This window comes from Synergistaceae bacterium, from assembly GCA_017443945.1.
Taxonomy (GTDB): domain Bacteria; phylum Synergistota; class Synergistia; order Synergistales; family Aminobacteriaceae; genus JAFUXM01.
In genome coordinates this window covers 1-6,325 of the sequence record JAFSXS010000022.1, presented here as the reverse complement: position 1 = coordinate 6,325, position 6,325 = coordinate 1, and the positions used below count along the sequence as shown (strand labels likewise).

At 39.9% G+C, this 6,325-nt stretch carries 7 protein-coding genes; all 7 read right to left on the bottom strand.

All coding sequences use genetic code 11. The annotated features are described in order from the left end of the window. Window positions 1-48 precede the first annotated feature (48 nt). Complete coding sequence (locus tag IJT21_02880; GenBank protein ID MBQ7577193.1) at window positions 49-1,104, bottom strand: radical SAM protein; 1,056 nt, start codon at window positions 1,102-1,104, stop codon at window positions 49-51. An 86-nt stretch (window positions 1,105-1,190) separates the two neighbouring features. After that, on the bottom strand, window positions 1,191-1,487 hold the full coding sequence (locus tag IJT21_02875; protein MBQ7577192.1) for a hypothetical protein: 297 nt from the start codon (window positions 1,485-1,487) through the stop codon (window positions 1,191-1,193). Window positions 1,488-1,725: 238 nt separating this feature from the next. Then, a complete protein-coding gene (locus IJT21_02870; GenBank protein ID MBQ7577191.1) occupies window positions 1,726-2,031 on the bottom strand; it encodes a hypothetical protein in 306 nt (101 codons plus the stop codon). Window positions 2,032-2,105: 74 nt separating this feature from the next. After that, entirely contained in the window at window positions 2,106-2,402 is a 297-nt protein-coding gene (locus IJT21_02865) for a DUF2624 family protein (protein ID MBQ7577190.1), read from the bottom strand. Window positions 2,403-2,636: 234 nt separating this feature from the next. Then, window positions 2,637-3,320 (bottom strand): hypothetical protein, encoded by a 684-nt coding sequence (locus IJT21_02860; protein ID MBQ7577189.1) that lies wholly within the window; start codon window positions 3,318-3,320, stop codon window positions 2,637-2,639. Between the two features lie 112 nt (window positions 3,321-3,432). Beyond that, window positions 3,433-3,876 (bottom strand): dUTP diphosphatase, encoded by a 444-nt coding sequence (dut, locus tag IJT21_02855; protein ID MBQ7577188.1) that lies wholly within the window; start codon window positions 3,874-3,876, stop codon window positions 3,433-3,435. Window positions 3,877-3,878: 2 nt separating this feature from the next. Next, on the bottom strand, window positions 3,879-6,188 hold the full coding sequence (gene pnp, locus IJT21_02850) for a polyribonucleotide nucleotidyltransferase (GenBank protein MBQ7577187.1): 2,310 nt from the start codon (window positions 6,186-6,188) through the stop codon (window positions 3,879-3,881). Window positions 6,189-6,325 lie beyond the last annotated feature (137 nt).

Genomic DNA, 6,325 nt, shown 5'->3' with positions numbered 1-6,325 from the left:
GGTAAATAATCTTTCAATAATTTCCATGCCCGCTCAGATATGTCATGTCTATGAAGTTCTGATTTCATAAATTTTCTTCACCCTTAATAAAAATTTTTTATAGACTATCATATATTTCCTATTCTGACGACACCGTCTAAGAAATTTAGCGATTGCCTTTGGTGCTGTGTAATTAAATACTTCTTGAAAATTTTGGCAAATTCCGGTATACATTTTTTCTTCAGGATATTTTCTTGCACAGCCTCCCCCGCATAACATTAAGTACTCGCAATCTTTACACGGAGTCATATTATTTACATATCTTGTGCGCCACTCTGTCATTGAGAAATTATACAAAAATTTTTGTGAAGCCTCATCAACAAAGCCCATAGCAAGCTCATCTTTGGCGACTACATTCCAGCATGGAAAAATCAAACCGTCCGGGCCGATTACGTTCATAGAATTTTGTGTCCCGCAGTAAGTAGGATTTATTTTCGGCCAAATTTTTTTATCGAGCCAAGCATATAAACTCCTTGCAGAGATTGAATAAAAACTTGCAAGTTTTATTGCATCATAAAGCGAGTGCCCGGAATTAATAAGCGTCTTTAAAATTTCGGATTCGTCTATTGCATCAGGTGTATCAAATACGCCTCTGAAATAATATGAAAAATTTTTTTTCTCAGTGAAGCCGCGTGATTTGAATTCCTGTTCAAGTTCAGACATATGATCAATATTTGACTTACCTACATTTACATGAACAATTATTTTTATTTCGCGTTCGAGTGCCAGTGCTATATTATTCATGATTTTGTCAAAGCTGCCTGACCCGTCCGCAAAAAATCGCCTTTTATCGTGAATTTCTTTCGGGCCGTCGACTGTGATCTGCAAGTTCGTGAATTTAAACTCTTGAATTAAGTCTAAATATTTATCTAAGTCAGTGCCGTTTGTTGTAGCACGAATTGTCATATCATTTTCCCGGCACTTCTCGCAAATGTAACGGATTATATCTTTATTTTCTGCTAATAAAGGTTCTCCGCCGTAAAGTGAGCAGTCATTAATTATATAATTGCGTGCTTTGTAGTCTTTTACCTGTGCAAAAATTGCATCTACTAAAGATTTACTCATTGTGCGTTCGAGCCATTCAGTGCCGCGTGTGAGTCTATGCCGTTCAACACAATAAAAGCAGCGTAAATTACAATTATAAGTAGGAGCTATAACGAGTCCGACTCCGGTATTTGAATATAATAGCTTGTGAATTCTTCAAGAATGCTCATATCTTCGTATTCCTGTTCGTCTGAGTTCACAATATGCCCGCGTTTAGTAAGTAATTCGAACCGTGAAGATTCTAATTTTTTGAGTAAGTCGGGATTATTTTTTGCTTCAGTGAGTAATTGAGCCTCGTTCTTATCAATTAAATCAACAGCTCCGTAGAGTCCATTAATTAACACGTAATCTTGAGACTCTGACTCTGGTAAGGGTAAAAGAATTTCATATTTACTTGTGCGCAAAATAATATCCTCCTAAAATTTTTACAAATAACTAAAAGCAGGGCTGTAATCAACAAACCCAGCAATTTACGAATTCTAATCTCGATAACAGTCATCAAATTTGCACATAATCGCTTCAGGTGTTAATTCGTTCATGCTTAGCTGGGAGAAATAAGTTTCTGTCTATTCGCGCGTGAGTTCTACACCGTCTGACTTAGCGAGAGTTAATAACTCGTCGACACTTTTGCACGCCATTGCCTTAGTGAAGTGGTTCCTGGCAACAAGGATTCACAGTATCGCAATCGCATTTACACCGTGAGCTATTATTTTCAAAATCATTAAGACTTTGAGGATTCTGAAGTCCTGCCAATTGCAATCCCATACCTACTCCGCCTGCAACTTTTGCGAGTTCTTCAGGTGTTAATTCGTTCATACTTAAGTGGGCAAAATAAGTTTCTGCCTGTTCGCGCGTGAGTGCTGCGCCATCTGATTTAGCGAGAGTTAATAACTCATCGACACTTTTGCACGCCATTGCCTTCTCAATTTGTTCTTTCGTGAATTTCATGAGTAAATCCTCCTGTTTAAAATGTCTGGGCACAAGTATCCACATCAACGCATTTACAGTCGTCTGAACAACGATTACTCCGGATCAAACGGTATGTAATTATCGCATTTACACCGTGAGTTATTATTATTTCCCAAATTATCAAGACTTTGAGGATTCTGAAGTCCTGCCAATTGCAACCCCATACCTACCCCGCCGCCTGCAACTTTTGCGAGTTCTTCAGCTGTTAATTCGCTCTTGCTTAACTTGGCAAAATAAGTTTCTGCCTGTTCACGCGTGAGTTCTACGCCCTCTGACTTAGCGAGCTTTAATAACTCGTCGACACTTTTGCATGATATTGCTTTTGTGATTTGTTCCTTTGTGAAATTCATGATTTAACCTCCGCATAAAATTTTTATGATTGTGTAATCATAGAATAAAAATTTTTTTCTTGCAAATATATTACTAAATTTTACAAATCATTTCGATTTTGAATCGGCGAGTTCCATTTTTTAAGGCATTCCCGAAATAATATTTATAGAAACGCTTTAATGACTTGCTTGTTTCAGAAAGAGTGAATTTCAAGACAGAACAGCAGCCTATTAAATTACGAATCGTATAGGCAATTAGACTAGCTCCCCCGCCCATGACAGTACGAAATTTTTCGCGACATACCAGCCTTTAAAGATTACAACTTCCGAATCTACCCTTTTGCAGTAAACCCAGCCGAATACTTTGCCATTCAAGACAGCAATATAACTTAATTCGGGGGTATAATTTCCGGCTTTAAACGGTGAAAATATTTCAGCTTGATAATCTGATTCGCATAATTCTTGAATCTCTTCGGCAAAATCGGGCAATTTCTCGAATGGAAAAAATTTCATTCCGCGGCGTTCTAAATTTTCATCTGTATAGTAAGAAGCATGTTTCATTTTTTCGGGCAGTTCTTTAACATTCAGCATATATTCAGCTTGTAACAGGGTGCGCTTAATCGTGAAGTCAGGATAAAAAAATTCAATCGAGCGAAATATTTTCATTTGAGGATCTCTTGACTCGTCGTCATAATTTTCTCCGGCGGGTTCGTCATAAATCTGTCTGATATTATTTGCTCCTGATACGTTAATTATTTCACAGATTGCGCGTTTCACAAGGTTCAAGCTCAAATAACCGGGTAAAATCTGAATTTGGTCAATTGTAAAATATCGCTTGTTAATGTCATAGCTGCCAGTTAAGACTCCTACTTTAAGCCCTGAATCCGAGAAAATTTCAAGCTCGATTTTGTGTATAGGGGTAAAATTGAATTCCTGCATAAAAATTTATGACTCCTTTATTTGATTTAGTGATTAGTGAAGTGGAATATATAACAATGTAAGAAAATTATTCCCCCTCAACTTTTCGCAGTCAAAGGGGGAATTCAAGAAATTAATTTATTCCTGTGCTTCCGAAACCTCCCGACCCCCGGGAAGTCTCATCAAGTTTCTTGACATCTTCAAATTTTGCATGTGCCACCGGAGTAAATACCATTTGTGCAATTCTATCACCGAATGAAAGAGTGAAAGGCTCTTCTCCCATGTTAAGCAGCAAAACTTTTATCTCGCCCCGATAATCCGAGTCAATCGTCCCCGGACTGTTCGGAATTATTATTCTGTGATTGAGTGCCAGCCCGCTTCTTGGCCTGATTTGTGCCTCGTAACCTTCAGGAATAGCTAATTTTATCCCAGTCGGAATTAATGCCATCTCGTTAGGCTTTATAATGCAATACCTCATCGAACATAAATCAAGCCCGGCCGACCCGGGAGTCGCATATTCGGGGATCTTGATAGTCTGTGCAGTGCGTAAAATTTTTACGGTTATTTCATGCTCCATAATTAATAGCCTCGTCTGCTTCTGTCATTGCGCCTGTTGCTGCGGTCATAATTTCCACGCCCGAAATCGAAATCATTTCGTGTAGCTCGATTTGACGAATAGCCCCGATCCATGTAGCTGATTCTGTCTCTCATTTGGAAATTGTTATAACCTCTTTCACGTGACGCAAGACTTGCAATTAAATTATCTCGTTCTCTCTCATCCGGCAAAACATGAGCGAGTCCCGCTGCCCTGACCTTGTCTTCACTGGCCATGACTCTGCGTCTTGTTAAATTTGCGCGTCCCTGATCGTCAATATCTTTTACCATAACTAAAACTCTATCACCGGGCTTTAAGACATCTTCAACGCGTGGGACTCTGTTAGTGCTGATTTCACTTACATGTAACAAGCCTTCTTTACCGGGTATGCATTCAACGAACGCGCCGAAACTTAATAATCTCGTTACAGTTCCATAATAGACTTCTCCGGGCGCTAAATCTCTTGTTAGTGATAATACGATTGCCCTTGCGTCTTCAACTTGCGCTTGAGTAGGCCCTGAAATCGTAATAATTCCGTCGTCCTCGATATTCATTTTAACGCCGGTTCTCTGAGTTATGCTGCGTACAACCTTCCCGCCAGTGCCGATAACATCGCGGATTTTCTCCGGGTCAATCTCAAATGAAATAATTCTAGGTGCATTCGGTGATATTTTATTGGGAACTGGTATAACTGCTTCCATTTTTTCGAGAATCTCAAATCTTGCTTTGCGTGCTTGAGCTAGTGCGTTTTCTAAGATTTCGCGGGTGATTCCTCCGGCTTTATTGTCCATTTGTAGGGCTGTAACTCCTGCTCTTGTTCCTGCGACTTTGAAATCCATATCGCCGTAATGATCTTCAAGTCCCTGAATATCCGTTAAAATTTGTACCTTGTCGCCCTCTTTTATTAAGCCCATTGCTATACCTGCAACATGTCCGCGAATTGGTACTCCTGCGTGCATCATTGAGAGACTCCCCCCGCAAATACTAGCCTGCGAGCTTGAGCCGTTCGACTCCATTATGTCAGAAACTACGCGAATAACATACGGGAATTCTTCTTCTGTGGGAATAACAGGAAGTAAAGCACGTTCTGCCAAAGCTCCGTGACCAATTTCACGCCTGCCCGGACCTCGTATAGCCCGGACTTCTCCGACTGAATAGGGCGGGAAGTTATAATGCAGCATGAATCTTTTTGCCGGTTCGTTGAGTTTGATTCCGTCTAAAATCTGATCATCTTCGCCGATCATTCCTAGTGTTGTCGTAGCAAGCGATTGAGTCTCGCCTCTTGTGAATAACGCCGTGCCGTGAACTTTAGGCAATATATCAATTTCGCAGGTTATAGGCCTTATCTGATCCATTTTGCGCCCGTCGACTCTGACTCTTTCATTAATAATTATTCCGCGCATTATATTTTTAACTCGTTCGTCGACAAATGCATTAATATATTCTTCTCTTTCGGGGTTTTCTTTGAGCATTTCTGCAAAATTTTCGAGTGCTTGAGCCTTTATCTCGTTTATTGCTTTCTCTCTAGGTTTCTTGTCGTGAATTCTTACTGCTGCATCAACTTTTGAGTCAAGGTTTTCGCAAATCCAGCTGTCAATTTCCGGGAATTTTTCCGGTGCAGGAACTTCAAGTAAAGGTTTGCCGACTTCTTCTTTCATGCGTCTTAATACTGCGATAATTTTCTTGATTTCAGAGTGTGCAAGTTCCAGCGCGTCAACTAATAATTCTTCTGATACTTCATAGGAGCCCGACTCTACCATTGTGATTCCGTCATCGTGTCCGGCAACAACGAGATTTAATAATGAGCTGTTCATTTGCCTGTCAGTGGGATTTACGATTAAATTTCCGCCCACGAGTCCGACTCTCACAGCAGCAACGGGGCCGTTCCATGGGATTCCTGAAATTGCAAGAGCCGCGCTCGCTCCGTTTATGCCTAAAACATTTGCCGGGAACATTTGATCCATCGCTAAAACTGTAGTAACTATTTGCACCTCATTGCGCATATTGTCATCAAAAAGTGAACGAATTGACCTGTCTATAACTCTTGATCCAAGTATGCCCGAGTCTGAAGGCTTCCCCTCACGCTTCACAAAACCTCCTGGAATTTTACCAGCTGCATAATATCTCTCTTCATAATCAACAACTAACGGGAAGAAATCAATTCCAGTGCGTACAGTGTCATTCATACATGCAGTACATAATAAAACAGTATCTCCGTGCGATACAATAACTGCGCCATTTGCCTGCTTTGCTATTCTCCCTGTCTTAAATACAAGCGGTTCTTCTCCGACCATTACAGAATACGTTTTTTCCTGATCCAAAATGTATAAATCCTCCTAAAAATTTTTTCACAAGTATATTTTAATCATAGATACAGAAAAAATCACGTGTTTTCATGAATATGCGAAAAATTTTTTTTATTATATGTTAT

Coding starts and splice junctions, on each gene's coding strand:
- IJT21_02880 (MBQ7577193.1), bottom strand. CDS start 1,104: ATGAGTAAATCTTTAGTAGATGCAATTTTTGCACAGGTAAAAGACTAC.
- IJT21_02870 (MBQ7577191.1), bottom strand. CDS start 2,031: ATGAAATTCACGAAAGAACAAATTGAGAAGGCAATGGCGTGCAAAAGT.
- IJT21_02865 (MBQ7577190.1), bottom strand. CDS start 2,402: ATGAATTTCACAAAGGAACAAATCACAAAAGCAATATCATGCAAAAGT.
- IJT21_02860 (MBQ7577189.1), bottom strand. CDS start 3,320: ATGCAGGAATTCAATTTTACCCCTATACACAAAATCGAGCTTGAAATT.
- dut (MBQ7577188.1), bottom strand. CDS start 3,876: ATGGAGCATGAAATAACCGTAAAAATTTTACGCACTGCACAGACTATC.
- pnp (MBQ7577187.1), bottom strand. CDS start 6,188: ATGGTCGGAGAAGAACCGCTTGTATTTAAGACAGGGAGAATAGCAAAG.